This is a genomic window from Actinomadura sp. RB99 (assembly GCF_014706005.1).
Taxonomy (GTDB): domain Bacteria; phylum Actinomycetota; class Actinomycetes; order Streptosporangiales; family Streptosporangiaceae; genus Spirillospora.
The window spans coordinates 52,186-75,270 of record NZ_JABMCA010000027.1 but is presented as its reverse complement, the minus strand read 5'-3'; the positions used below and the strand labels follow the sequence as shown (position 1 = coordinate 75,270).

Here is a 23,085-nt window from a genome sequence, read left to right as displayed (position 1 = left end):
TGAGCAAGCACCCACCGCCGCTTTCCGCCGGATCGCCGCGAATGTCGCCGGTGGTTATCCACAGAACCTGGTTCTCATGCTTCGCGGATCCGGCCTCCGGCAGCGTCGGAGGCCGGAGGTGAGGCACATGACCGCCCACATCGAACTGGGCCGGCGCGGAGAGGACGCGGCGGCCGCCTACCTGACCGGGCTCGGCTGGACGGTGCTGGACCGCAACTGGCGCTGCCCCGAAGGCGAGCTCGACATCGTGGCGCACGACGGCCGCGCCCACGTCGTCTGCGAGGTGAAGACCCGCCGCTCGGCCCTGTACGGCGACCCGCTCGAGGCCATCACGGCCGCCAAGTCGTCCCGGTTACGGCGGCTGGCCTGGCGGTGGGCCGCCGCGCACGGCGTCGGCGGCGCGCAGGTCCGGGTGGACGTGCTCGGCCTGGTCGTCAAGGGCGACGGCTTCTCGATCGATCATCTGAAGGAGGTGTGCTGAATGACGCTCGCCAAGACCCGCTCGGTGTCCCTGGTGGGGGTGGACGGCTTCGTCGTGGACGTCGAGGCCGCCCTCACCAGCGGAGTGCCCGGCCTGCACCTGGTCGGGCTGCCCGACACCGCGCTCAGCGAGGCGCGCGACCGCGTCCGCGCGGCGATCTTCAACTCCGGCGAGGACTGGCCCAACCGGCACGTCACCGTCTCCCTGTTCCCCGCGAGCATGCCCAAGAAGGGGTCGATCTTCGACCTCGCCATAGCCGTGGCCCTGCTCGCCGCCGCGGAGGTCGTCCCGGCGCGGTCCTGCGCCGGGCTGGTGATGATCGGCGAGCTCGGCCTGGACGGCCGGCTCCGGCCGATCCAGGGCGTGCTGCCCGCGGTCCTGGCCGCCGCCAACTACGGGTGCCGCACCGTCGTCGTCCCGCGGGCGAACGCCGCCGAGGCCGAGCTCGTCCCGGGCGTGGAGGTGGTCTCCGCCGCGACGCTGCGCGGCCTGCTCTGCATCCTGCGGGACGAACCGCCGCCCATCGAGGAGGCGGAGCCCGACGACGTGTCGGTGGCGGCCGACGGGTCGGCGATCCGGCGGCTCGACGTCCCGGCCGATCTCGACCTGGCCGACGTCCGCGGCCAGGCGGAGGCGCGGCGGGCGCTGGAGATCAGCGCCGCCGGCGGGCACCACCTGTACTTCACCGGGCCGCCGGGCTGCGGGAAGACCATGCTGGCGGAACGGCTGCCGACGCTGATGCCGCCGCTGGAGCCCGACTCGGCGCTGGAGGTCACCGCGATCCACTCCGTCGCGGGAACGCTCCCTCCCGGCCAGCCCCTGATCACCCAGCCCCCGTTCCACGCGCCGCACCACACGGCGAGCCGAGCGTCCATGGTCGGCGGCGGATCGGGCCGGGTGCTGCAACCGGGCGCCGTCTCCCTCGCGCACAGGGGCATCCTGTTCCTGGACGAGGCTCCCGAATTCATGGCGGGGACCCTCGACGCCCTGCGCCAGCCCCTCGAAGAGGGCGAGGTGCGCATCAGCCGGGCCGAGGGCACCTCCCGGTTCCCCGCCCGCTTTACCCTCGTCCTGGCGGCCAACCCGTGCCCGTGCGCCGCCGCCAAGCAGGTCGACTGCTCCTGCGCCCCCGGAGTGCGCCGCAAGTACAGCACCCGCGTCACCGGGCCGCTCCTCGACCGCATCGACCTCAAACTGGAGCTCGCCCCCGCCACCAGGGCCGAACTCCGCTACGACCTGGAGTTCGCCGAGGCCAGCAAGGTGGTGGCGGACCGGGTCATGCTCGCCAGGGAGCGGACGCTGAAACGCCTGACCGGTACCCCATGGCGAACGAACTCGGAGATCCCCGGTCCCGAGCTGCGCCGCCGCTTCACGCCCGCCGCGGAGGCCATGCGGATGGTGGACGAGTCGCTGCAACGCGGAACGCTCAGCGCACGCGGCCTCGACCGCGTCCTGCGCGTCGCGTGGACGATCGCCGACCTCGCCGGTCACGACGAGCCCGACGCGGACGACATCGGCGGCGCCCTGGCGCTCTGGCACGCGGGACGGTCATGACCTCGATGCCCATGACACCGGAGCGGGCGGCCCGGGCCGCGCTCACCGCCGTCGCCGAACCCGGCGACGCGTTCCTCAACCGCGTCGTCGGGCACTGCGGCGCCGAAGGGGCGCTCGACGTGATCCGTTCCGGGGCCGTCCCCGCCGACCTGCCCACCACGCCGAAGGAGATCCAGCGGCTGGAGCACTGGCGCATCCGCCTGGCCGCCGCCGAACCCGACCGCGACCTGGCCGTCTGCGCGCAGTTCGGCGGCCGCCTGGTCTGCCCAGGCGAACCGGAATGGCCTACCACCCTCGACGATCTCGGTGGTGAACGGCCCTACGCGCTCTGGCTCCGCGGCCCCGAGGACCTGCGCCACGCCTGCCTGAGATCGGTCGCCATGGTCGGCTCGCGCGCCTCGTCCCCGTACGGGCAGCGGATGGCCTCCGACTTCGCGTCCGAGCTCGCCGACGACGGCTGGACGGTGGTCTCCGGCGGAGCGCTCGGCATCGACGCCGCCGCCCACCGCGGCTCCCTGGCCGCCGACGGCCGCACGGTCGCGGTCCTGGCCAACGGCGTGGACGTGCCCTACCCGGCCTCGAACGAGGGCCTGTTCGCGGAGATGGCACGCCGGTCCCTGCTGGTGAGCGAGTCGCCGCCCGGCACCCATCCGCACCGGCTGCGCTTCCTCGTCCGCAACCGGGTGATCGCCGCTCTCTCCCGCGGTTCGGTGATCGTCGAGGCGGAGGCCCGCAGCGGCGCCCTCAACACCGCGGCGTGGGCCCGCAGGCTCGGCCGCGTGCTGATGGCCATGCCGGGGCCGGTCACGTCCCGCTCATCGGTCGGCTGCCACCAGCTTCTCCGGCAGGAGGGCACCGTTCTTGTGAGCCGCACCGAGGAGATCATCGAGGCCGTCGGTCGGCTGGGCGCCGACCTCGCGCCGCCTCCGCAGACGCCCGTCCTTCCCCGCGACCGCCTGGAACCGGTCACGCGCGCCGTCCTGGAGGCCTTTCCCGCGCGGGGCGCGACCGGCCCGGCGGCCCTAGCCGCCAAGGCGGGCATGGACCTGGCCGCCATCAACGCCAAGCTCGGCCTGCTGGCGGCGTCCGGCTTCATAGAACGGGCCCCAAGCGGCTGGCGCCTCACCAAGTCCGCCAAATCCCCCCGCTAACGCACTCGTCCAGCCAAGGAGACAATATGCCCCCATCCCAGCCCCCAGGCGTCTGGAGCCGCCAACGCACCGAACGGTCAGTGGGGGCGCTGAGTGGTGGGTGCGGGCGGGGTTGGCGCGAGGGTCACTGATCGGAGGGGAGTTCGAAGTCGCTCTTCGCGAGTTCCTCGACGTTGACGTCCTTGAAGGTGACGACACGCACGTTCTTGACGAAGCGCGCGGGGCGGTACATGTCCCAGACCCAGGCGTCCTGCATGGTGACCTCGAAGTAGGTCTCGCCGTTGTCGGCGCCGCGCACCTGCAGGTCGACCGAGTTGGTGAGGTAGAACCTCCGCTCGGTCTCGACGACGTAGGTGAAAAGCCCGACGACGTCGCGGTACTCGCGATAGAGCTGCAGCTCCATCTCGGTCTCGTACTTCTCGAGATCCTCGGCGCTCACGCCCGTGCCCCTTCCGTACGGCCCTCGCCGGGGACCTCCCCTTCGGTCTCCTCCCCCAAGGCCATCTCCCCATTGTTACGCAAGGCACGCCCGACATTGACGTAGGAGAACCGATGCTCCGGACAGGGCCCGTGCTCGGCCAGCGCCGCACCGTGCGCGCGCGTCACGTATCCCTTGTGGACGTCGAAGCCGTACTCGGGGTAGCGCTGATGGAGATCCACCATGATGCGGTCCCGGGTGACCTTCGCGACGATGGAGGCGGCGGCCACGCAGGCGGCGACCTGGTCGCCCTTGATCACCGCCAGGCCCGGGGCCTCCAGCCCCGGCACCGGGAACCCGTCGCTGAGGACGTAGGCGGGACGGGTGTCCAGGACCGCCAGAGCCCGCCGCATGCCGGTGACGTTGCAGCGGTGCAGGCCGATCCTGTCGATGTCGTGGCAGGGCACGATGATCGCGCTCCACGCCCGCGCCCGCGCGGTGATCTCGGCGTACAGCTCCTCGCGGCGCGCCGCCGTCAGCAGCTTGGAATCGGTGAGGCCCTCGATCCGCCCGCCCCGGCCGCCCTGGAGGATCACGGCGCCGACGACCAGCGGGCCGGCGCAGGCCCCGCGGCCCGCCTCGTCGACACCCGCCACGGGACTGAACCCGGCGTGCTCCAAGGCGCGCTCGTAGGCGTGCAGCCCCGCGTCACGGCGCGGCGTGAAGCGAAGTGGACGACCCTTCATGCTCCGCAGCGTACGTCGCCCGAACACCCCGCCGCTCACCGAATGCCACTGTTCCGGGCATGTCCCCGATCACGCCGCCCCCATGACCGGCCACAAGGCGGTTGCGGGCGCGCCGAGAACGAAAGGGCGCCGGGCGGGCCTGCGGCGCGGCGGGTCGTGTACCGGCGGTTACGGGCGTCGGCGTTTGCGGCGCAGGTAGGCGATCGGAAGGGTGCCGAGGATTCCGAGGGCCATGGGCGTGGCAGGGGCCGCCATGGAGGCGGTCTTGAAGCCGGCCTGCTTGAAGGTGTCCGGGATCGGCAGGGTGTCGATGCGGTTCAGCGGCCAGACGATCACGAAGGCGCGGCCGATGACGCGGTCGGTGGGGATGGTCCCGCCGCCGGGGTCGCCGCGGTGGGAGCGGGAGTCGTAGGAGAGCTCCCGGTGGTCGCCCATGACCCAGAGCTGGCCCGGCTTCACGTAGGCGTCGAACGGCTCGTTGGACGGCTTGTTCTGCTCGTGGGTCACCGGGTCGGTGTAGAGGTAGGACTTCTCGTTCAGGGGGACGCCGTTGACGGTGACGCGGCCCTGCGCGTCGCAGCAGCGGACGTGGTCGCCGGGGACGCCGATGACGCGCTTGATGTAGTCCTTCTCGTTGGGCGCCACGCCGAAGGCGGTGCCGACGGCGCGCAGCGCCTTGGAGAACGGGTTGGTCGGCTTCGAGATGTGGGTCTCGGGGTCCCAGGAGTCGAGGCCGTTGAAGACGACGACGTCGCCGCGGTGGATGTCGCGGGTGTGGTAGACGATCTTGTTGACGAGGACCCGGTCGCCGATCTGGAGGGTGTTCTCCATGGAACCGGACGGGATGTAGAACGCCTGGACCGCGAAGGCCTTGATGACGAGGGCGAGGACGACCGCGACGACGATCAGGACGGGCAGTTCCTTCCAGAACGAGCCCGGCTTCTTCTTTTTCTTCTCGCCGTCGTCGTCGGCGGGGTCCTTCTCGTCTCCGCCGTTCCCGTCGTCGGCGGAGTCGCCCGAGGCGTCGGCCGTCTTCTCCTCGGCGGAGGTCACGGTCTCCTCTTCATCGGGCACCGCGCCCTCGGCTTCGGATCGCACGTCTCTCCGATCGTCCTCGTCAGTCATCAGGGACAAAGCCTAGCGGCGACCTGCCCCGAGCACCGGTCGGCTGGGCGTGTCGCCGTGCACCGCGACCGCGTATCAGCCCGAAACGGGCAACGCCCCGGAGACCGCAGCGGGTTCCCGGGGCGTCGGCGATCAGCGGGCTCAGAAGTCGCGCTTCTCCTTGATGCGCGCCGCCTTGCCGCGCAGGTTGCGCAGGTAGTACAGCTTGGCGCGGCGAACGTCGCCGCGGGTGACGACCTCGATCTTGTCGATCGAGGGGCTGTTGAGCGGGAACGTCCGCTCGACGCCGACGCTGTAGCTGACCTTCCGCACGGTGAAGGTCTCGCGGGCGCCGCCGCCCTGCCGCCGGATCACCACGCCCTGGAAGACCTGGATACGGCTCCGGTTGCCTTCGGTGACGCGCACGTGCACCTTCAGCGTGTCGCCCGGACGGAAGTCCGGGACGTCGGCGCGCATGGCGGCCTTCTCGATCTCCTGGATCAGGGTGTGCATCGCAGCGGTTCCTCTTGGTCGAACGCGGGCGTCGAGAGGCCCCATGGGACATCGGTGGGGGCGTCGCGCCGCGGAGAGTGGTCTTCGTACCGCGCGTACGAGCGCACGGACGCTTTAGTCTGCCATATCTTCGGCGTCAACCGGAAAACCGGCCTCCCGCAGCACCCGGCGATCATGCTCGTCGAGGCCGCCGGACGCGAGCCGGGGCAGCAGTTCGGGGCGGTGCCGGGCGGTGCGGCGCAGCGCCTCGTCGCGGCGCCAGCGGGCGATCGCGCCGTGGTGGCCGGACAGCAGGACGTCGGGGACGGCGCGGTCCCGCCAGACCGGCGGCTTGGTGTAGACGGGGCCTTCGAGCAGCGACTCCATCGCGCCGGGGGCGAAGGAGTCGTCGGCGACGGAGTCGGCGTTGCCGAGGACGCCGGGCAGGAGGCGTCCGACCGCCTCGACCATGACCAGGACGGCGACCTCGCCGCCGGCGAGGACGAAGTCGCCGAGGCTGACCTCGTCCACCGGCATGCGGGTGCGGGCGTCTTCGGCGACGCGGGAGTCGATGCCCTCGTAGCGGCCGCAGGCGAACAGCAGCCACGGCTCGGCGGCGTACTCGGCGGCGAGCGCCTGGGTGAACGGGCGGCCGCTGGGCGTCGGGATGATCATGCGGGGGGCGGCGCCGGGCGGCGCGAGGTCGTCGAGGGCCTCGCCCCAGGGTTCGGGCTTCATGACCATGCCGGGGCCGCCGCCGTAGGGGGTGTCGTCCACGGTGCGGTGGCGGTCGTGGGTCCAGTCGCGCAGGTCGTGCACGTGCACGTCGAGCAGCCCGGTGCGGCGGGCCTTGCCGAGCAGGGAGATCTCCAGGGGCGCGAAGTACTCCGGGAAGATCGTGACGATGTCGAGTTTCATGATCCGTCGAGCAGGCCGGGGGGCGGGTCGATCACGAGCCGGCCGCCGGCGACGTCGACCTCGGGGACGAGCGCGGCCACGAAGGGGACGAGGGTCTCGCCGCCGGGGCCGCGCACGACCAGCAGGTCCTGGCCGTGGTGCAGGATGCCGGCGACCTCGCCGACGTCGGCGCCGGCGGTGGTGACGACGGCGAGCCCGATCAGTTCCTGGTCGTGGTACTCGTCGGGGTCGGCGGAGGGGGGGATGTCACCGGAGTCGACGACCAGCCAGGTGCCGCGGAGGGTCTCCGCGGCATCGCGGTCGTCGATTCCGGCGAAGCGCAGGAGCAGGCGTCCCGAGTGCCATCGGGCCCGTTCAACGGTGAGGGGGCCGGTGGACGCGGGATCGGTCTCGATCCGGGTGCCGGCGGCGAACCGGCCTTCCGGGTCGTCGGTGCGGACGTCGACGGTGACCTCGCCGCGGACGCCGTGCGGGCGGCCGATGCGCCCGACGACCAGCGGGTCGCTCATCGGCCTCGCCCCCGGAGGGCGAGGCTACGAGGGCCGGCGGGCGCGAGGCCCGCCGGCGAACCGCTTCCGGCGGCGGCCGGGACGGCCACCACCGGGGCGAGCGTGCCCCGGCATGCGCGATGCCAGGGGCTCACTCAGCGGACCTCGTTGACGTCGAGCAGGTCCACGCGCACGTACCGGCCCCCGGAAAGGGCGCTGATGACGGTGCGCAGGGCCTTGGCGGTACGACCGCTGCGGCCGATGACCTTGCCGAGGTCCTCGGGGTGCACGCGCACCTCCAGGACCCGGCCGCCCCTGATCCGGCGGGCGCGGACCCGGACGTCGTCCGGGTTCTCCACGATCCCGCGGACCAGGTGCTCGAGCGCTTCTTCGAGCACGTCAGCCCTCGCTCTTGGCTTCGTCGGTCTCGGTGGCCTTCGCCTCGGACTTCTTCGGCTCGGCCTTCTTCTTGCCGCGGGCGGCGGTGGCCTCGGCGGCGTCGTCGCCCATCGACTCCTTGACGGCGGCCTCGAAGGCGGCCTTCCGGTCGGCCTTGGGCTCGGCGACCTTGAGGGTGCCCTCGGCGCCGGGCTCGCCCTTGAACTTCTGCCAGTCGCCGGTGATCTTCAGCAGGTTGAGCACGGGCTCGGTCGGCTGCGCGCCGACGCCGAGCCAGTACTGCGCGCGCTCGGAGTCGATCTGGATGAGCGACGGCTCCTGCTTGGGCTGGTAGAGCCCGATCTCCTCGATGGCCCGCCCGTCACGCTTGGTGCGGGCGTCGGCGACGACGATCCGGTACTGCGGGTTCCGGATCTTCCCCAGACGCTTGAGCTTGATCTTGACTGCCACGGGTGTGGTGTACTCCAGACTTCATTACAGGGTGGGCGGCCCGTGCCAGGTGGGGAACACCGGCTCACCGCCGCCCGATGGACTCCGGCCGCGCAGGACGAGAGAGGGCGCCTCGCGGGTCCGGGTTTCCAGCCTGTCATTCTGCCAGATCGTCGCCGTGAACGCGCAATCGGCGGAAGCCGTGTTGCCCTGTCGCGCGACGCCGCCCCGAAGGCCCCGCTGAGCTGGGCGGCGCTTCCCTTCGGGCGCTCCGATGGCCCGGCGCCGAGGGGTGCGCGGGAGGGCGCTCGCAGGCCGACGGCGAAGGGTGCGCGGGAAGGCGCTCGTGGCCCGGCGGCGAGGTGTGCGCGGAGGGACGCTGGCGGCCCGGCAGCGAGGGATGCGTAGGGGACGCTCGGGGGCGGCGGCGAGATGTACGCCAGGAGAGCGCCCCCAGGCCGACGGCCAGATGTGCGCCGAGAGAGCGCCCGCGGACCAACGGCGAGATGTACGCCGGGAGGGGCGCTCGGGGGCGGCGGCGGGGTGTGCGCGGGCCGGCGCACCGTCCCGTCAGGGCGGTGCGCCGGGCGCGGTCACTTGTTCTTGCGGTTCTGGAGCTTGCCGAGGTCGGGCATCTGGAAGCCGGGGGGCAGCTGGCCGCCGAGGCCCGGGGGCAGGCCGCCGCCGGGGCCGCCGGGGCCGCCGAGGCCGGGCGGCAGTCCCTTCGGCGCGCCGCCGGCCGCGGGCTGCTGCTCCTGGGGCTGCTTGCCGCCGGCGCGCTTGCGCGGGTCGCCGCTGCGCTGCTTGCCCTTCTTGTTCTTGGCGGCCTTCGCGGCCTTGGCCGCCTTGCGGCGGCCTCCGGGCATGCCGGGCAGGCCCATGCCGCCGGCCATCTGCCGCATCATCTTCTGCGCGTCGAAGAACCGGGTGACGAGGCTGTTGACCTCGCCGACGCCGACGCCGGAGCCCTTGGCGATGCGGGCCCGCCGGGAGCCGTTGATGATCTTCGGCTGGGCGCGCTCCTGCGGGGTCATGGAGCGGATGATCGCGGCGATCCGGTCCAGGTCCTTGTCGTCGATCTGGCTGATCTGGTCGCGGACCTGCCCCATGCCGGGCATCATCCCGAGCAGGTTGCCGATCGGGCCGAGCTTGCGGATCATCATCATCTGCTCGAGGAAGTCCTCGAGGGTGAAGTCCTCGCCCGAGGCGAACTTGCTGCTCATCCGCTCGGCCTGCTCGGCGTCGAACGCCTGCTCGGCCTGCTCGATCAGGGTGAGGATGTCGCCCATGTCGAGGATGCGGCCGGCCATCCGGTCCGGGTGGAAGACGCTGAAGTCCTCCAGCTTCTCGCCCGTCGAGGCGAACATGATCGGACGGCCGGTGATGTGCCGGACCGACAGCGCGGCGCCGCCGCGGGCGTCGCCGTCGAGCTTGGTGAGCACGACCCCGTCGAAGCCGACGCCGTCCATGAACGCCTGGGCGGTGTTGACGGCGTCCTGGCCGACCATGGCGTCGACGACGAACAGCACGTCGTCGGGCTTGACGGCGTCGCGGATGTCGATGGCCTGCTGCATCATCTCGGCGTCGATGCCGAGGCGGCCGGCGGTGTCGATGACGACGATGTCGTGCTGGGCGTGCCGGGCCTGGTCGATGGAGCGGCGGGCGACGTCGACGGGATCGCCGACGCCGCTGCCCGGCTCGGGCGCGAAGACCGCGACGCCGGCGCGCTCGCCGACGACCTGGAGCTGCTGGACGGCGTTCGGGCGCTGCAGGTCGGCGGCGACGAGCATCGGGGTGTGGCCCTCGGCCTTCAGCCACCGGGCCAGCTTGCCGGCGAGGGTGGTCTTGCCCGCGCCCTGCAGGCCGGCGAGCATGATCACGGTCGGCGGGGTCTTGGCGAACCGGATCCGGCGGGTCTCGCCGCCGAGGATGTTGATGAGCTCCTCGTTGACGATCTTGACGACCTGCTGCGCCGGGTTCAGCGCCTGCGAGACCTCCGCGCCGCGGGCCCGCTCCTTGACCTGCGCGATGAAGTCCTTGACCACGGGCAGCGCGACGTCTGCCTCGAGCAGCGCGATGCGGATCTCGCGGGCCGTCGCGTTGATGTCGGCCTCGGAGAGCCGGCCCTTGCTGCGCAGCGACGAGAAGACCGTCGTCAACCGGTCGGAGAGCGTCTCGAACACGTGTCTGGACCGTCCTTGGAAAGCTTCTGGGATCGCCTATCAGCGTATAGGGTCACCGGCCGGTCCCCGCCCGGTCGCCGGATACGGGACTGCGGACGGCGGAGGAGGCGGCACCGCCGCCTCCCTCAGGCGAGCGCGGACAGGACCTGGGAGCGGACCGCCGCGAGCGCGGCGGTGTCGGTGATCGGGGCGCCGTCCCCGTCCACGACGTAGAAGACGTCCACGGCCTCGGCTCCCAGCGTGTCGACCTGGGCGGCGCGGATGTGCAGGCCGCAGGCGCCGAGGGCCTGGCCGATCCGCCACAGCAGGCCGGGCCGGTCGTGCGCGCGGACCTCGACGACGGTGGCGGTGTCGGAGGCGTCCTCCACGATCATGACGCGCGGGGGCGGGACGGCGGCGCCGGGCCGGATCCGGACGGAGCGGGCGCGGCGGTCGAGCCGGTCGGCGACGTCGAGCCGGTCGGCGAGCATGCGGCGCAGGTCGGCTTCGAGCGCGGCGGGGTCGGGCGGGGCGCCGTACTCGGGGACGGCGGTGAAGTCGAGGACGGCGGTTCGGGCGCCGGTGGCCGGGGACGAGACGGTGTGCGCGGTGCGGACGGCGAGGCGGTGCAGGGCGAGGACGCCGGCGGCGCGCCAGAGCAGCCCGGGCCGGTCGGGCGCGGCGATGGTGATGCGGGAGCCGATGACGCGGACGGCGGCGCCGTCGTGGCGGGCGAGGGCGAGCCGGTCGGGTCCGAGGACGGGCGGGGGCGGCGGGGTGCCGCCGGACAGGGCGGCGGCGGCGCGGCGGGCGAGCTCGGCGACGAGCCTGGCCTTCCAGGCGCCCCACGCGGCGGGGCCGGTGGCGGTGCCGTCGGCGACGGCGAGGGCGGCGAGGAGTTCGAGGATCTCGCGTTCGCGGCCGGGGACGGCGGAGACGGCGGCGGTGACGGTGCCGACGGTGACGGGGTCGTCGAGGTCGCGGCGGGTGGCGGTCTCGGGCAGCAGGAGGTGGTGCCGGACGACCGTCTCCAGGACCCGGACGTCGCCGTCGGGGAAGCCGAGCGCCGCGCCGAGGTCGTGGGCGACGACGGCGCCGCTCGTGGAGTGGTCGCCGGGCCAGCCCTTGCCGATGTCGTGCAGCAGCGCGCCGACCAGCAGCAGGTCGGGGCGGGCGACCTCGCGGGTGAGGGCGGCGGCGCCGGCGGCGGTCTCGACGAGGTGCCGGTCGACGGTGAAGCGGTGCACGGGGTTGCGCTGCGGGCGGTTGCGGACGCGTTCCCAGTCGGGCAGCAGCCGGACGATCAGGCCGGCCTGGTCGAGGGCCTCCCAGACGCCGATGGCGGCGGGTCCGGCGCCGAGCAGCGAGACCAGCGCGCCGCGGGCCTCCGGGGGCCACGGGGCGTCCGGGAGGGCGGCGTCGGCGGCGAGGCGCGCGACGGTCGCGGGGGCGAGCGGGAGGCCCGCCTGGGCGGCGGCGGCCGCGACGCGCAGGACCAGCGCGGGGTCGCTCAGGTCGGCGTTGCGGGCCAGGACGACCTCGCCGTCGTGCTCGACGGCGCCGTCCCCCACCGGCCGGCGCTCGACGGGCGCGCGGCGCGGCCCGGTGCTGCGCGCGACGCGGCGCCACAGGTGGTCGGCGGCGTAGGTGACCGTGCGGGCGGCCTCGGCGATCGCGCTGAGCAGGATGTTGGCGTCCGGCAGGCCGACGGCGCGGGCGACGGCCTCCTGCTCCTGGAGGACGAGCCGGTCCGTGGAGCGCCCGGTGGACTCGTGCAGGGCGTGCCGGATGTCGAGGAGGAGGTCGTGCGCGGCCATGACCCGCCCGTCGGGCGCGGAGGCGATCCAGGACGCGGCGACGGCGCGCATGACGTGGACGTCGCGCAGGCCGCCGTGGGCCTCCTTGAGGTCGGGTTCGAGGAGGAACGCCAGTTCGCCCTGCTTCTCCCAGCGCTCCCGGCACAGCTCGGCCAGTTCCGGGAGCCGGACGCGGGCGTCGGCGCGCCAGTCGGCGAGGACGGCGGCGCGCAGCTCGTCCACGAGGGTGTGGTCGCCGGCGACGCGGCGGACCGACAGCAGCCCGAGCGCCGCCTTCAGGTCGGCGCGCGCGACGGTCCTGGCCTCCGCGACGGTGCGGACGGAGTGGTCGAGGCGCAGGCCGGAGTCCCAGATCGGGTACCAGAGGCGGTCGGCGATCTCGGCGATGTCGGGGCGCCCGCGGTGCAGCAGCACCAGGTCGAGGTCCCCGCCGGGGGTCAGCTCGCGGCGCCCGTGGCTGCCGACGGCCGCGAGCGCGACGCCGGAGGGCAGGGCATCGGCGGGCGGCGTGCCGGGCGCGGCGGCCGAGGCCCGGACGGCGAACGGCGCCGCACCGGAGGAGGCCGCACCAGAGGACGCGGCGCCAGAGGACGCGGCACGTGAGAGGGCGGCGTCGGAGGGCGCGGCGTCGGAGGGCACGGTGCCGGAGGGCGGGGTGGCGGGGGGCGCCGACCGGCCGGGGACGTCGAGGGCGGCGGCGAGCAGGGCCGCGAGGCGGCGGTCCAGGTCGCCGGCGCGGGCGGCCCGCGCCGCCGCGAGGGCGGCGCGGGCGGCCTCGGGAGCCCGGTCTCCGGCCGGAGGATGGACGAGGGTCACACCGCTCCTACAGGGCTTCCGAGCCGGTCTCGCCGGTCCGCACGCGGACCACGGTGTCCACGGGGACCGCCCAGACCTTGCCGTCGCCGATCTTGTCGGTGCGCGCCGACTTGACGATGACGTCGATGATGTCTTCGGCGTCCTCGTCGTCCACGAGCACCTCGACGCGCAGCTTGGGCACGAGGTCGACCTTGTACTCGGCGCCGCGGTAGACCTCGGTGTGGCCCTTCTGGCGGCCGTAGCCGCTGGCCTCGCTGACGGTCATCCCCTTGACCCCGAAGGTCTCCAGCGCCGCCTTGACCTCGTCCAGCTTGAACGGCTTGATGACGGCGGTGATCAGCTTCACGCGTCGGCCTCCACCTTCTTGTCGGGCGACACCGCGCGCGGTGCCGCGGTGCCGGTAACGGCGGCGCGGGAGGCGCCTCCTCCCGCGGGAGCGAGATCGTACGCCGTCTCCGCGTGCGCGGTGACGTCGATCCCGGCGGCCTCGTCGTCGGCGGAGATCCGGAACCCGATCGTCATGTCGATGATCTTTCCGATGACCCAGGCCATGACGAACGAGTACAGGCCGATCACGACGGGGCCGAGCGCCTGCAGGCCCAGCTGGTGCGCGCCGCCGCCGTAGAACAGGCCCTTGTGCTGGCCCGGCAGGAACGGGTAGGCGGCCAGGAAGCCGAGCGACAGCGCGCCGATCGCGCCGCCGACGAGGTGGACGCCGACGACGTCGAGGGAGTCGTCGTAGCCGAGCTTGTACTTCAGGCCGATCGCGTAGGCGCAGACGACGCCCGCGATGGCGCCGAGGACGATCGCCGCCCAGGGGTCGACGAACCCGCACGCCGGTGTGATCGCGACGAGGCCGGCGACGGCGCCGGACGCGACGCCGAGGGTGGTGGCGTGGCCGTCGCGCAGCTTCTCGACCAGGGCCCAGGCGCCCGCGGCGACGGCGGTGGCGATCTGGGTGTTCATGAACGCGAGGCCGGTGGTGCCGTCGACGGCGAGCTCCGACCCGGCGTTGAAGCCGAACCAGCCGAACCACAGCAGGCCGACGCCGAGCAGCACGAACGGCAGGTTGTGCGGCCGCATCGGCTCCTTCGGCCAGCCCCGGCGCTTGCCGAGGACGAACGCCAGCGCGAGGCCCGCCGCCCCGGCGTTGACGTGCACGACGGTGCCGCCCGCGAAGTCCTCGATGCCGAGCTTGTTCAGCCAGCCGGTGCCCCACACCCAGTGCGCGACGGGGAAGTACACCAGCGTCGCCCAGGCGACGGTGAACGTCATCCAGGCGCCGAACTTGGCACGGTCCGCGATGGCGCCGCTGATGAGCGCGACCGTGATGATCGCGAACGTCAGCTGGAACATCGAGAAGACCATGGTCGGAATGTTGTCGCTCTGGTCCTTCAGCAGCCCTTCGGAGACCTGGGTCGCGACGCCCTTCAGCCCGACGGCGTCGAATCCGCCGATGAACTTGTTGACGAACGAACTACCGTTGTCGGTGAAGGCGATGGAGTGCCCGAAGAGGACCCAGAGGATGGTGACGCTGATGATGGCGCCGAACGACATCATCATCATGTTGAGGACGCTCTTCGCCCGCGTCATGCCGCCGTAGAAGAAGGCGAGCCCGGGTGTCATGAGCAGCACCAGCGCCGCTGCCGCCAGCATCCAGGCGGTCGCGCCTGTATCGATCTTCATCTCGGAGAGTGCCCCTCCTCGACCGGAAACGTGGATGCCCCGAGATTCCTGGGCGGCCGTTTCACGGGCGAGCCGCCCGTGTTTCCGGAGTGTGAAACCCCGCCGCGGCGTGTTTCACGGCTGTTTCGGAACCCTCACCGCCTTACCCGCCCGTCGGCAACCGTTTTCTTTTCCCCGGGTCATGCTCCGGTCCAGGTGAAACGGCGCCCGAAAAGAACGGCGCCCCGCGACCGGAAGGGGTCACGGGGCGCCGTGCGGCGGTGCCGTTCAGTCGCCGAGGATCGCGTCCACGAACGCCTCCGGCTCGAACGGGGCGAGGTCGTCCGGGCCCTCGCCCAGCCCGACCAGCTTCACCGGGACGCCCAGCTCGCGCTGCACCTGGACCACGATGCCGCCCTTGGCGGTGCCGTCCAGCTTGGTCAGCACCACGCCGGTGATGTTGACGACCTCCGCGAACACGCGGGCCTGCTGCATGCCGTTCTGCCCGGTCGTGGCGTCCAGGACGAGCAGCACCTCGTCCACCTCGGCCTGCTTCTCCACGACCCGCTTGACCTTGCCGAGCTCGTCCATCAGCCCGGTCTTGGTGTGCAGCCGGCCCGCGGTGTCGATGATCACCACGTCGACCCGGGTGTCGATGCCCTGCTTGACCGCGTCGAAGGCGACGCTGGCGGGGTCGGCGCCCTCGTCCTTGCGGACGACCTGCGCGCCGACCCGCGAGCCCCACGTCTCCAGCTGGTCGGCGGCGGCGGCGCGGAAGGTGTCGGCGGCGCCGAGCAGCACGGTGTTCCCGTCACCGACCAGGACGCGGCCGAGCTTGCCGCAGGTGGTGGTCTTGCCGGTGCCGTTGACGCCGACGACCATCAGCACCGCGGGCCGGTCGCCGTGCGACTCGGTGCGCAGCGAGCGGTCCAGGTCGGCGCCGATCTGCTTGACCAGCTCCTCCTTCAGCAGCGCGCGGACCTCCTCCGGGCTGCGGGTGCCGAGCACCTGCACCCGGGTCCGCAGGTCGTCGGTGACCTGGCGGGCGACGGCGGCGCCCATGTCGGCGGTGATGAGGGTGTCCTCGATCTCCTCCCAGGCGTCGTCGTCGAGGGTGTCGCGCGACAGCAGCCCGAGCAGGGTCCTGCCGAACGTGTTCTGGGAGCGCGCGAGCCGGGCCCGGAGCCGGACGAGCCGTCCCGCGCCGGGGGGCGGCCGCTCGATCTCGACGGTGGGCGGCGGGGCCGGGGCCTCGGTGGGCGGCGCCCGCTCGATGGTGGGGGCCGCGGCCTCCGCCTCGTCGACGGCGGTCGCGCCGTGCTGCTCGGCGGGCGGCCGCTCGGCGGGCGGGACCGGCGGACGGCGGCGGCGGACCGGGCGGCGCAGCAGCGTGACCCCGCCGACGATCAGCGCGACCGCGCACAGCGCGACGATGACGATCACATATTCCATAGCGTCCCCAGTTTTCCAGACCGGCGGCGCTGGACCTAACCACCGCCGATCACGCGCCCGCCCCGCACCTGAACGGCACGCCCCCGGCGGGCGTGCCGATCAGCCCCGGAGCGGCGGCCCCGGGGTCTCCCCCGGTACCGATGCCCGTTCGGAGCTCTCCCACTCGTCGACGTTGCGCAGCAGGGCCTCCAGGTAGGAGCGCAGATGGGTGCGGTAGACCTCGCTGTAGGTGCGCAGGTAGGCGATCTCTCGCTCCAGCTCGTGCCGCCGCCCTTCGTCGGCCGGGGCGGCCGGTCCGGGCGGCGCCGTCGCGGCGGGCGGCGGCACGGACCGGACCGCGGCGTCGGCGACCTCGGCGGCCTTGCGGTGCGCGTCCTCCAGCATCTGCTCGGCGCGGCCCTTCGCGTCGGACAGGATCGCCTCGCGGTGCAGCCGGGCCTCGTGCGCCAGCTCGCGGGTGTAGCGCTCGGCGTCCGCGACGTACAGGTCGGCGGTCTGCTGGGCCTGCGAGAGGATCCGGACAGCCTGGAAGTGCGCGTCCTCCGGGGCCATGACGCCGCCCGCGCCGCGGCCCGCCTGAGCGCGCAGCCGGTTCACCTCCTCGCCCAGCGCGGCCTTCTGGTTGAGGATCTGGACGAGTTCCCGCTCGACGTACTGCAGGAAGCCGCGGACCTGGTCCTCGTCGTAGCCGCGGCGGCCGAGGGCGGCCCGCGCGAACACCACCGACTGCAGTTCGCCGGGGGTCAGCCGGGTGCCGTCGGACACGACGGGGAGGTTCGGGGAGTTCACTGCGGTCACCTCTGTGCGTCGGCGAAGGTTTCCAGGCGGATGCGGTCGCGCGCGACGCCCGCCGCGATGAGCCGGTCGACGGCGCTCTCCGTCATCGCCGCCGGCCCGCACACGTAGGCGTCGTGGCCGGGCCAGGGGCCGCGCCGGGCCACCACGTCGGGCAGGTCGCCGTGCTCGATGCCCTCCGGGCCGGGTCCGCGGCCGCCGCCGGACCCCAGCAGCGCGGAGAAGCCGTGCCCGCCGGACTCGTCGGGCGCGGGCTCGTCCGACACGGCGGGGACGACGGTCAGCCACGGCAGCACGGCGGCGCGCTTGCTCAGGTCCTCCAGGTCGTACAGGCCGTCGCGGTCGCGGGCGCCGAAGAACAGGTGCACGCGCGGTGGCGCGGGACGGCCGGCGATCTGCTCCAGGATCGCCTTGAGCGGCGCGAGCCCGGTGCTGCCCGCGACGAGCAGCACGTCCCGGCCGGACGACTCGTCCAGCGTGAGCGTGCCGACGGGCGCGCCCATCCGGACCCGGTCGCCGGGGCCGGTGGCGCGGACCAGGACGGGGCTGACCGGCCCGCCGTCCACCAGCCGGACGTGGAAGTCGACGGTGTGGTCGGGGCGCGGCGCGTTCGCCATCGAGTAGTACCGCCAGTGCCGCAGCCGCGACGGCACCTCCAGCGCGACGGACTGCCCCGGCGTGTACGGCAGCGGGCGGTCCGGCAGGATCCGCAGCACGGCGATGTCGAAGCGGCGCCGCTCCGCCGCGACGACCTGGCCGTTCCACCAGGCGGGGCTGGCGAGCGCGTCCTCGTCGGCGGCCTCCAGCATGACCTTGGCGACCAGGCTGTAGGCGGCGTTCCAGTCGCTCTCGACGTCCGCGCTCCAGGCTGGGCCGGAGAAGTGCCGGAGCGTGGCGAGCAGGCTCGCCCCGACGTGCGGGTAGTGCTCGGCGACGATGCCGAACCGGCGGTGGTCGCGGCCGAGCTGCTGCAGGAAGGACACCAGCGACGGCAGGTCGTCGACCTTGGAGACGATCTGGCCGAGCGCGCGCAGCAGCTTGTCGCGCTGCCCGGTCATCCCGATCGGGAACATGTCGCGCAGGTGCGGGTTGCGCACGAACAGGTCGGAGTAGAAGAACAGGGCGACGGCGTCGCCCTGCCCGGCGACGGCGGCGAAGTTGTCCTTCAGGCGCTGGGCGTCCACGCGGCGGTCAGGCGACGGGCTCGGCGGCGGCCTCCGTCATGACCTGGGCGACCAGGCCGTAGGCGGCGGCCCAGTCGCGCTCCAGGTCCTCGTTCCAGTCGGGGCCGCTGAAGTGGGCGAGGGTCGCCAGCAGGCTGGCGCCGACGGGGGCGTAGTGCTCGGCGGCGACCCCGAATCCGTGGTGCCGGCGGCCGAGATCCCGCAGGAACGGGACGAGTGTATCGGTGTCGTCGACCGTCGACACGATGTGCGACAGCGCGCCGAGCAGCACCTCGTGCTGCTTGCTCATCGCGGCCGGGAACATGCTTCTGAGCTGCGGTTCCCGGGCGAACAGATCGGCGTAGAAATATTCGGCGACGACAATGCCGTTCGCTCCCACCTGCGCGAAATTGTCCTTGAGTCTCTGCGGGTCCACGGGTGTCCTCTCCAGCGGTTCGCCGAGCCCGGGCGGGGTGTCCGGGAGGGGAGCCGGAGAACCACGGGGCACATGACTAGTGGAACCACCGGGCGGGCACAAGCCCGTCAGCGTCGCCGCGGGATCACGGTCGGTGCACACTGCCGGCACCATTCACCCGTCACCGGGGAAAATGCAGCGACGGCAATGCGCTATTCGGACGCGAAATATTTCGGGTGAACATCCGGAACGTCCACGCGACGAGACGGCGGTCTACACCGATAGACCAATTGGAATGGTCCAATTTCGCGGGCGAATGACGGGTCAGGCGGGTTCCTGCTCGCGGAGGCGCTGGCTCACGACCTGGGTGACGCCGTCGCCGCGCATGCTGACGCCGTAGAGGGCGTCGGCGCCCTCCATGGTGCGCTTCTGGTGGGTGATCACGATGAGCTGGGACGACTCGCGCAGCTCCTCGAACACGGTGATCAGCCGCTGGGTGTTGGTGTCGTCCAGCGCGGCCTCGACCTCGTCGAGCACGTAGAACGGCGACGGCCGGGCCTTGAACACCGCGACCAGGAACGCGATCGCCACCAGCGACCGCTCGCCGCCCGACAGCAGCGACAGCCGCTTCACCTTCTTGCCGGGCGGGCGCGCCGCGACCTCGACGCCGGTGGCGAGCATGTCCTCCGGCTCGGTGAGCGACAGGCTGCCCTCGCCGCCGGGGAACAGCCGCGCGAAGATCCGCTCGAACTCGCGGGCCGTGTCGTCGTAGGCGGCGGCGAACACCTGCTGCACCCGGTCGTCGACCTCCTTGACCAGGGCGAGCAGCTCCCGCTGCGTCTTCTTCAGGTCGTCGAGCTGCGAGGTGAGGAACGCGTGCCGCTCCTCCAGCGCCGCGAACTCCTCCAGCGCGAGCGGGTTGACCTTGCCGAGCTGGTTGAGCTGGCGCTCGGCGGCCTTGGCGCGCTTCTCCTGGACGGCCCGCACGTACGGGGCGGGCCGCGCGTCCTCGCCCTGGTCGGGGTCGGGCGGGACGGGCTGGTCGGGACCGTACTCGTTGACGAGGGACTCGGTCTCCAGGCCGAACTCCTCCAGCGCGCGCTGCTCCAGCTGTTCGAGGCGGAGCCGCTGCTCGGCGCGCGCGACCTCGTTGCCGTGCACGACGTTGACGAGCCGCTCCAGCGTGCCCGACAGCTCCCGGACCTGGGTACGGACGACCTTCAGCTCGGCCTCGCGAGCCGCCTTGGCCTGCTCGGCGGCCTCCCGCCGGCGGACGGCGGCGGCCAGCGACAGCTCGATCCGGTCCAGCGCGGTGCGCGCGCCCTTGAGGACGGCCTTGGCGGTCCTCGCCTGGAGCTCGCGGCGGGCGCGGCGCTCGGCGGCGCGGGCGCGCTCCTCGCGCTCGCGGCGGGCGCCGCGCTCCAGCGCGTCGGCGCGGCCGGTGATGGCCTGGACGCGCTCCTCGGCGGTGCGGACGGCCAGCCGCGCCTCCATCTCCGACGAGCGCAGCACCCGGCAGCGCTCGGCGAGCTCGTCGCGGGCGTCGGTGTCGTGCCCGGCCTCGTCGGCGACCTCGGCGGCCTCCTCCGACTCGGCGAGCCGCAGCGCCAGCTCCTCGGCGGCCTCGGTGTCGCGCTCCAGCGACTCGTTCGCCGCGTCGAGGGCCTTGGTGAGCCGTTCGGCCTCGCCGCGCGCGGCGCGGACGTCGGCCTCCAGCCGGGCGGCGCGCTTGGCCTCCTGCGCGGCCTGCGCGTCGAACTCGCGAAGCCGCGCGCGGACCCGGTCGAGGTCGGACTGCGCCTGGTTCACCCCGGTCTGGGCCTGGTTCGCGGCGGCCTGCGCCGCGTCCAGCGCCGCCTGCGCGGACTGCTCGGCCTCCGCCGACGCGGTGAGCCCCTCCGCGGCGGCCGCGGCGGCGGTCTCGGCCGCGGCGAGGTCCTCGGTGGCCTGGTCGAGGGTGGCGCGCATCTGCAGCAGGCTCTGCCCGCCTCCGGCGGCGCCGCCCTGCGCCCAGTGCGCGCCGACGAGGTCGCCGTCGCGGGTGACGGCGCGCAGCGCGGGCTCGCGGCGGACGAGCGCGGCGGCGGCGGGGACGTCGTCGACGACGGCGACGCCGCGCAGCAGGTGCTCCAGCGCGGGACGCACCGCGCCGGGCACGGTCACCGCGTCGGCCGCGTAGTCGACGCCGGGCACGCGTTCGGACCGGTCGGGGTCTCCCCCGCCGACGAGCAGGCCGGCGCGGCCCGCGTCGCGGGACCGCAGCAGCGTCAGCGCCGCCTCGGCGGTGTCGAGCGAACCGACCGCGATGGCCTGCGCGGCGTCGCCCAGCGCGGCGGCCACCGCCGTCTCGTAGCCCGGGCGGACGGTCAGCAGCGAGGCGACCGTGCCGAGCACGCCGTCGACCGACCCGTCGGCGCCGGCCGCGAGCAGCGCCTCGCCGCCGTCGGCGGCGCTGGCGAGGGTCAGGTTCAGCGCCTCGATCCGCGCCTGCAGCGCGGTGACCTTCTTCTGCGCGGCCTGGTCGGCGGTCCGCGCGGCGGCGACGGCGGAGCGCGCCTCCTTCAGCGCGCGGCGCGGCTCGTCGACGGCGGCGCGGGCGGCCTCGGCGGCGTCCTTCGCGGTGGCGAGCGCCTCCTGCGCCATCTCGTGCTCGGCGGCGAGCGCCGGGTCCTCGACGACCTCGGCCTCGAACGCCTCGAACTCGGCCTGCGCGGTCTCGGCGCGCTGCTCGGCCTCGGCCCGGGCGTCCGCGAGCCGGCCGATCTCCGAGCGGCCCGCCTGCGCCTTGCTGCGCAGCGCCTCGACGCGGCCGCGCAGCCGCGCCAGCTCCTCGCGGCGGTCGGCGGCGGCGCGGGCGGCGGCCTGCAGCCGGCGCTCCTCGGCGGCGAGCGCCTCCTCGGCCCCGGTGCGCTGCTCGACCGCGTCGGCCAGCCCGTCCTGCGCCTCGTCGAGCGCGGCGCGGAGCATCTCCTCCTGCTCGCGGATCTCGGCGGCCTCGCGCTCCATGTCCTCGGGGTCGCGCCCGCGGCGCTCCTCCTCGCGGGCTTCGGAGGCGTTGCGGTTCCGCTCGGCGGCGAGGTCGGCGACGCCGCGCAGCCGCTCCTTCAGCGCCGACAGCCGGAACCAGGTGTCCTGCACCTGCGCGAGCTTGGGCGCCTGCTCGGCCTCCTCGGCCTCCAGGACCGCCTCGCGCTCCTGCGCCTCGGCGAGGGCGCGCTCGGTCTCGGTGCGGCGCTCCCGGATCGCCGCCTCGTCGGCGGCCTCCTGCTCCAGCTTGGTGCGCAGCGTGACCAGGTCGTCGGCGAGCAGCCGCAGCCGGGCGTCGCGCAGGTCGGCCTGGATGACGGCGGCGCGGCGGGCGATCTCGGCCTGCTTGCCGAGCGGCTTGAGCTGGCGGCGCAGCTCGGTGGTGAGGTCCTGGACGCGGGTGAGGTTCGCCTGCATCGCGTCCAGCTTCCGCAGCGCCTTCTCCTTGCGCTTGCGGTGCTTGAGGACGCCGGCGGCCTCCTCGATCACCGCGCGGCGGCCCTCCGGGCCGGAGTGCAGGACGCGGTCGAGCTGCCCCTGCCCGATGATGACGTGCATCTCGCGGCCGATGCCGGAGTCCGACAGCAGCTCCTGGATGTCCAGCAGCCGGCACGAGTCGCCGTTGATGGCGTACTCGCTGGACCCGGACCGGAACATCAGCCGGCTGATGGTGACCTCGGTGTAGTCGATCGGCAGCGCCCCGTCGGCGTTGTCGATCGTCAGCACGACCTCGGCGCGGCCGAGCGGCGCCCGGTTCGCCGTGCCGGCGAAGATGACGTCCTCCATCTTGCCGCCGCGCAGCGACTTGGCGCCCTGCTCGCCCATCACCCAGGCCAGCGCGTCCACCACGTTGGACTTGCCCGACCCGTTGGGGCCGACGACGGCGGTGATGCCCGGCTCGAACTTCAGCGTCGTGGAGGACGCGAAGGACTTGAAGCCGCGCAGCGTCAGGGTCTTCAGGTACACGCGCCCGCCGTCCTCCTCCTGCGCTGCCGGCTCCGGGAATCCGAACGAACGATACCGGCCGCGGGCGGTGCGAGCACGGCACCCGCACGGATGGGAGGCGGATTCGGGGCACGGCCCGGAACGCCGGACGTAGACCCGTTAATACGGCGAATGGCCGCAAAGGCCCCGAACTCGGTCAGACCAAAACCCTACGAAGGTTTGACCGGAGTCCGACCGCCCGGCGGCACGCCGTGACGCCCGTCACCGGGTGGCATGGGCAAAACAGAAGGGACGCCTGATGACGGCGTCCCCTGTCCACTTCGAGAAAAAGGCGCCGATCAGGTCAGCGCCGGCTCACGATCCTTCACCGCGAGCGACATCACGTCGTCGTCGGTCGCCGTCGCAAGCGCGTCGTTCTCCGCCTGGAGCCGTACGAGCTCGGCTTCCAGGTCCCGTACGCGCTGCTGCAGGCGCCGCATCTCCGCGACCATCCGGGGGTCGGGACCGCCGACGTGGCCGAGTAGAGCCTTCGCCATGACTAAGGGTCCTCCACGCTGAGTAACCAGCAGGGATCGCGCACGAGAAGCATCTGAAGTCGGTGCGCGTATCGTCTAGAGTCGCACCGGCCGGTGTCCTGGTCAAGACGCA

At 73.4% G+C, this 23,085-nt stretch carries 21 protein-coding genes; 3 read left to right on the top strand and 18 right to left on the bottom strand.

Annotated features, from left to right (window positions below; translation table 11 throughout):
* Positions 1–127 precede the first annotated feature (127 nt).
* From amrb99_RS23885 to dprA, 3 genes are read left to right on the top strand one after another with little or no spacing between them, the layout of a single operon-like run.
* Positions 128–481, top strand: a complete 354-nt coding sequence (locus tag amrb99_RS23885; RefSeq protein ID WP_190859757.1) for a YraN family protein — start codon at positions 128–130, stop codon at positions 479–481.
* Positions 482–2,035 (top strand): YifB family Mg chelatase-like AAA ATPase, encoded by a 1,554-nt coding sequence (locus amrb99_RS23880; RefSeq protein ID WP_190859755.1) that lies wholly within the window; start codon positions 482–484, stop codon positions 2,033–2,035.
* Positions 2,036–2,040: 5 nt separating this feature from the next.
* Entirely contained in the window at positions 2,041–3,186 is a 1,146-nt protein-coding gene (gene dprA, locus amrb99_RS23875; RefSeq protein ID WP_241755853.1) for a DNA-processing protein DprA, read from the top strand.
* Positions 3,187–3,310: 124 nt separating this feature from the next.
* Here the strand turns inward: dprA and amrb99_RS23870 are convergent, their stop codons facing one another.
* The 18 genes from amrb99_RS23870 to amrb99_RS23785 form a co-directional block, all read right to left on the bottom strand.
* Positions 3,311–3,625: a DUF2469 domain-containing protein gene (locus amrb99_RS23870; RefSeq protein WP_151539670.1), complete on the bottom strand. Its 315-nt coding sequence runs from the start codon at positions 3,623–3,625 to the stop codon at positions 3,311–3,313.
* Complete coding sequence (locus amrb99_RS23865; RefSeq protein WP_190859745.1) at positions 3,622–4,350, bottom strand: ribonuclease HII; 729 nt, start codon at positions 4,348–4,350, stop codon at positions 3,622–3,624. Before amrb99_RS23865 ends, amrb99_RS23870 begins: the two co-directional genes overlap by 4 nt.
* 168 nt (positions 4,351–4,518) lie before the next feature.
* Positions 4,519–5,448, bottom strand: a complete 930-nt coding sequence (gene lepB, locus amrb99_RS23860; protein WP_347256820.1) for a signal peptidase I — start codon at positions 5,446–5,448, stop codon at positions 4,519–4,521.
* A 168-nt stretch (positions 5,449–5,616) separates the two neighbouring features.
* Positions 5,617–5,967, bottom strand: coding sequence for a 50S ribosomal protein L19 (gene rplS / locus amrb99_RS23855; protein ID WP_067461562.1), 351 nt, complete (start codon positions 5,965–5,967; stop codon positions 5,617–5,619).
* A 114-nt stretch (positions 5,968–6,081) separates the two neighbouring features.
* The gene (gene trmD, locus amrb99_RS23850; RefSeq protein ID WP_190859741.1) at positions 6,082–6,864 is read right to left on the bottom strand and encodes a tRNA (guanosine(37)-N1)-methyltransferase TrmD; all 783 of its coding nucleotides are present in this window, start codon (positions 6,862–6,864) and stop codon (positions 6,082–6,084) included.
* Complete coding sequence (gene rimM, locus amrb99_RS23845; RefSeq protein WP_190859739.1) at positions 6,861–7,373, bottom strand: ribosome maturation factor RimM; 513 nt, start codon at positions 7,371–7,373, stop codon at positions 6,861–6,863. The genes trmD and rimM overlap by 4 nt, the downstream gene beginning before the upstream one ends.
* A gap of 134 nt (positions 7,374–7,507) precedes the next feature.
* A complete protein-coding gene (locus amrb99_RS23840) occupies positions 7,508–7,750 on the bottom strand; it encodes an RNA-binding protein (protein ID WP_021598307.1) in 243 nt (80 codons plus the stop codon).
* Between the two features lies 1 nt (position 7,751).
* Positions 7,752–8,201, bottom strand: a complete 450-nt coding sequence (rpsP, locus tag amrb99_RS23835) for a 30S ribosomal protein S16 (protein ID WP_190859737.1) — start codon at positions 8,199–8,201, stop codon at positions 7,752–7,754.
* 572 nt (positions 8,202–8,773) lie between these two features.
* Positions 8,774–10,363, bottom strand: coding sequence for a signal recognition particle protein (gene ffh / locus amrb99_RS23830; protein ID WP_190859735.1), 1,590 nt, complete (start codon positions 10,361–10,363; stop codon positions 8,774–8,776).
* A 125-nt stretch (positions 10,364–10,488) separates the two neighbouring features.
* Positions 10,489–12,975, bottom strand: a complete 2,487-nt coding sequence (locus amrb99_RS23825) for a [protein-PII] uridylyltransferase (RefSeq protein WP_347256819.1) — start codon at positions 12,973–12,975, stop codon at positions 10,489–10,491.
* 7 nt (positions 12,976–12,982) lie between these two features.
* The gene (locus amrb99_RS23820) at positions 12,983–13,321 is read right to left on the bottom strand and encodes a P-II family nitrogen regulator (protein WP_190859733.1); all 339 of its coding nucleotides are present in this window, start codon (positions 13,319–13,321) and stop codon (positions 12,983–12,985) included.
* Positions 13,318–14,661 carry an ammonium transporter gene (locus amrb99_RS23815; RefSeq protein ID WP_190859731.1) on the bottom strand — a complete coding sequence of 448 codons (1,344 nt, stop codon included), beginning with the start codon at positions 14,659–14,661 and terminating at the stop codon, positions 13,318–13,320. The genes amrb99_RS23820 and amrb99_RS23815 overlap by 4 nt, the downstream gene beginning before the upstream one ends.
* Before the next feature lie 267 nt (positions 14,662–14,928).
* A complete protein-coding gene (gene ftsY / locus amrb99_RS23810; protein ID WP_190859729.1) occupies positions 14,929–16,092 on the bottom strand; it encodes a signal recognition particle-docking protein FtsY in 1,164 nt (387 codons plus the stop codon).
* A 99-nt stretch (positions 16,093–16,191) separates the two neighbouring features.
* Entirely contained in the window at positions 16,192–16,881 is a 690-nt protein-coding gene (locus amrb99_RS23805; RefSeq protein ID WP_190859727.1) for a DivIVA domain-containing protein, read from the bottom strand.
* Positions 16,882–16,886: 5 nt separating this feature from the next.
* Positions 16,887–18,071 carry a globin domain-containing protein gene (locus amrb99_RS23800; RefSeq protein WP_190859725.1) on the bottom strand — a complete coding sequence of 395 codons (1,185 nt, stop codon included), beginning with the start codon at positions 18,069–18,071 and terminating at the stop codon, positions 16,887–16,889.
* Between the two features lie 7 nt (positions 18,072–18,078).
* A complete protein-coding gene (locus amrb99_RS23795) occupies positions 18,079–18,486 on the bottom strand; it encodes a globin domain-containing protein (RefSeq protein WP_190859723.1) in 408 nt (135 codons plus the stop codon).
* A 303-nt stretch (positions 18,487–18,789) separates the two neighbouring features.
* Positions 18,790–22,458 (bottom strand): chromosome segregation protein SMC, encoded by a 3,669-nt coding sequence (smc, locus tag amrb99_RS23790; RefSeq protein ID WP_190859721.1) that lies wholly within the window; start codon positions 22,456–22,458, stop codon positions 18,790–18,792.
* A gap of 317 nt (positions 22,459–22,775) precedes the next feature.
* Positions 22,776–22,973, bottom strand: a complete 198-nt coding sequence (locus tag amrb99_RS23785) for a hypothetical protein (protein ID WP_021598747.1) — start codon at positions 22,971–22,973, stop codon at positions 22,776–22,778.
* Positions 22,974–23,085 lie beyond the last annotated feature (112 nt).